4 protein-coding genes are annotated in these 3,385 nt (G+C 36.4%); 2 read left to right on the top strand and 2 right to left on the bottom strand.

The genetic code is table 11. From position 1 onward, the window contains the following. Positions 1 to 176: 176 nt before the first annotated feature. Both ACKI2P_RS05500 and ACKI2P_RS05495 read right to left on the bottom strand, forming a co-directional pair. The gene (locus ACKI2P_RS05500) at positions 177 to 1,562 is read right to left on the bottom strand and encodes an MFS transporter (RefSeq protein ID WP_407375764.1); all 1,386 of its coding nucleotides are present in this window, start codon (positions 1,560 to 1,562) and stop codon (positions 177 to 179) included. 2 nt (positions 1,563 to 1,564) lie between these two features. After that, on the bottom strand, positions 1,565 to 2,014 hold the full coding sequence (locus ACKI2P_RS05495; RefSeq protein ID WP_407375762.1) for a MarR family winged helix-turn-helix transcriptional regulator: 450 nt from the start codon (positions 2,012 to 2,014) through the stop codon (positions 1,565 to 1,567). Positions 2,015 to 2,176: 162 nt separating this feature from the next. On the opposite strand from ACKI2P_RS05495, the gene ACKI2P_RS05490 reads away from it, so the two are divergent. Then, positions 2,177 to 2,485 (top strand): hypothetical protein, encoded by a 309-nt coding sequence (locus ACKI2P_RS05490; protein WP_407375760.1) that lies wholly within the window; start codon positions 2,177 to 2,179, stop codon positions 2,483 to 2,485. 38 nt (positions 2,486 to 2,523) lie between these two features. Beyond that, positions 2,524 to 2,964 carry a hypothetical protein gene (locus ACKI2P_RS05485; RefSeq protein WP_407375759.1) on the top strand — a complete coding sequence of 147 codons (441 nt, stop codon included), beginning with the start codon at positions 2,524 to 2,526 and terminating at the stop codon, positions 2,962 to 2,964. Positions 2,965 to 3,385: the final 421 nt, after the last annotated feature.

Genomic DNA, 3,385 nt, shown 5'->3' with positions numbered 1-3,385 from the left:
GCCGTAGGTTCGCCGGTGCTCAGCTTAGTAGATTTCATGCATATATTCCCTACAAAGTTCCTAAATAAACTACTGAACTCTTGTGACATAAATAAAAATATTATATGCATGGCCTAAGAATCTCAGGCTTCTACAAGCCGGAGAGGTTCAAAAAAAGAAAGTATAGATAGCTGTAGCTATCTATCTGTATTGAACTTGTCGCTTGACCTTATTCCGACAAGTGAAGCAAATACTGCAAGAACGCATGCTACTGTACAGATTAAACAGATTATCTGTGATGCCTGCACAATCATTGACGCATACTGCGGTGCAAGTTCAAGGTTTCCCATAATCCATGCAAACACCAGTGTCAGAAGTCCCAGGCTCATGGTCTGACCGATTGTTCTCATTGTTGCCTGTGATGCGGAAGCGGTTGGAGCATCCTTAGGAGGTACTGAACTCATGATTGCGTTCATGTTCGGGCTTGAAAAGAGTCCCATACCGATACCCTGAAGAATCATCGCAACAACTACAAGGTACAGTGGTGTGTCATTAGTGAGGAAAGTCAGTATCAGAAGGGCCACTGTTGCGATTGACATTCCGATTGCTGCAAGTTTTTGCGGATGTATTTTGTCTGAAAGTTTACCTGCATTTGGAGCCATTATTGCCATGATGATTGGGGTGATGATGAGTATCATACCTGACATCTGGGCATTCCAGCCTCTTACATATTGGAAATGATAGTTCAGGATTGTTGTAACCACCATTACAGCAATGTAACTGCACAGTGCTGCAATGTTTGATGAGGTAAACTTCTTGTTTTTAAACAGGTTCATGTTGAATACTGGAGATTTCTGCCTGAGCTCGTATGCTCCGAATATCACTAAAAGGATCAATCCGACGATTGTGATTATCGCTCCATTTGGTGTTGCAAGTGTTGTAAATCCGTAGATGAATGCAAGTATGCCTATTCCATACAGAATTGAACCTATGGTATCGATTTTGTCCTTTTCATAGGTTTTCCATTCTCCTGGAATTTTCACTATCATCAAAATGATACAAAGGACCAAAAATGGAATCACAAAGTAAAACATTGATCTCCATCCGAGGTTGTGGACCAGAAATCCGCAGATTACAGGTGAAAGTGATGTTGCAAGATATACTCCTGTAACTGTAAATCCAAGTGCCTTTCCTCTGTTTTGAGGTTTTACTGCATGCACTACCATTGCCATTGCTGAAACGTTCAGAAATGCTACTCCTGCACCCTGAAGTATTCTGAAAACTAAAAATGATTCTGTTGAAAATGAAAGGCATGCTCCAATTGATGCGAGTAAATATAATGTTACTCCTGCAAGCAATGTCTTTTTAACTCCGAATTTTCCTGAAATCTGTCCTGCCGGAACTGTAAATACTGCCACAACCAGGAAAAATATAGTCGGTACCCAGTTCTGGATGACGTTGTTCATTGCAAATTCCTGTGCGATTGCTGGAACTCCAATTATTATTCCGTTTGATAAAAACACCGCAAAAAACGATGTTATAAACGATACTGCTATTACTATTGTTTCCAAATCGAATTTCATATTTATCCCTCTTCAGTTAGTTTCATTCCGTTGATTGCTATTTCTCTGATTCTTCTTTTAAGTTCTATATCTTCTTGTGTTATTCCCACTTTTATTTCCCATTCCTTTGATATTCTTCGGTATTCCGGAACTAGCTCATTTCCCTTCTCGGTTGTTGTAAGCATATATTTACGTCTGTTTTTTGGATTTATTTCCCTTTTTACAAATCCTTTGTCTTCAAGTTTTTTAAGTATTTTTGCAATGTTTCCCTTGCTCTGGCAGAACATGCTGACCAAATCCTCCTGTGAACAGCTGGGATTGTCATAGATGTACATGATGTAGCGCACATCGTGGCCCAAATCAAGTTCACTGAATTGGCTTTTCATGTATTTCTGCTGGTTTAGAGATATGTTGTGTATCCATGCTATGAAAGGCGACCTGTCCATTATACCCTGAAAACTTTCTTCCTCCATAATGTTCACCTGATATAAGATTTGACAGAATACATTATAAATGTTTCTAATGAAACAGTTGAAAATGAAACAAAAATTTTCAGTTATTTTTATCTCATAATCTAAAATAATTTAAATGACAAATTAAAAATATATAAATAACTAATTATATTGAGGTATTGTATGACTAAGATTGAAATCGAATTAACCGATGAGCAGATTGAAAAATTAAGTAGCTTGACCAAGGAGGAAATCGATTTTGGAAAGGCTATCGATGACTATTTTGAAGCAAGGCAACAGGTTTCAGAAAAGATTGAGGAGCTTGAACGTCATCCTTCATTATCAGCCAAACTCGTTGACAATGTAATGGATGTGGACAATAAGGCAGAAAACCTTGATGAAAATTATGGTGAAGTGGAAGAAACTTTTGAAGTAAAAATCAACGATGTCAAACACAGCATCAGCTGGGCAAAGGACTTCTTTAAAATTTAATAAAATTTACAAATAATATAAGTCAGTTCGGTAATACAATGTTTAAAAAAGCATTATTAATATCAACAATTGCTCTGATTATGATTGGAGCTGTATCGGCAGTTGACCTTGAAGGATTCACTGCACCGGAAAATTTCAAAGATTTGGGTGATGGGGTCTATGTATTGTATGATTCATTAGGCAATGCAGATGAGATACTCTCAGTTGTGGAGCATAACGAACACGACTGGCAGGACTACATAACCAACGACACAAACAATAGTTACACAGTATTCAAAGGTGAAAACAATACCTACAACTACACAGACGGAAGCCAGGACGAATCAGGTTCATTTGAACTTATTGAGGTCAATGGACACAAATACATAATTGATTTTACCAAAGTCGGCATAGACAAGAAAAACAATTTCACTGCCACTTTTGAAAATCTTTCAATATTCAACAAATTAAACAATGTTACTCCTCTAATTGAGGAATAATATTTCTCTTTTTTTTTATTTCATATAAATGCGCTGAATAGTACAATTTATCTTTAACCTAAAAGAGGTCAGTGAAAGCGAAGTCATTGGCAAGTGATTTTACTTGAAAGTTGACTTAACCAGAATAAAAGTTTTTTGCAATATATTATTTTTATTGATGATGTCTTTCAATATGTTAATGGATTTGTAGTTTCTAATTATTTGAAATTGGAGAGTATATATCAAACACTTCAAAAGGTTAATTTTCAATGAATATATTTGATAATCCTCAATTTGAAGATGCTCTCTCCGCATAACATACTAAGGACAGGTTTGTTGGATTCTTGAACTACCTCAACTTATTGAAGTTGAGGATTCCTAGGTTTTTTATTATATATCGTTGGTTATTTGATATTATCCTAGGCTATCTCCCTCGTCCCAT

This window comes from Methanobrevibacter sp. (genome assembly GCF_045541095.1).
Classification (GTDB): domain Archaea; phylum Methanobacteriota; class Methanobacteria; order Methanobacteriales; family Methanobacteriaceae; genus Methanocatella.
This window is presented reverse-complemented; position numbering and strand designations above follow the sequence as displayed.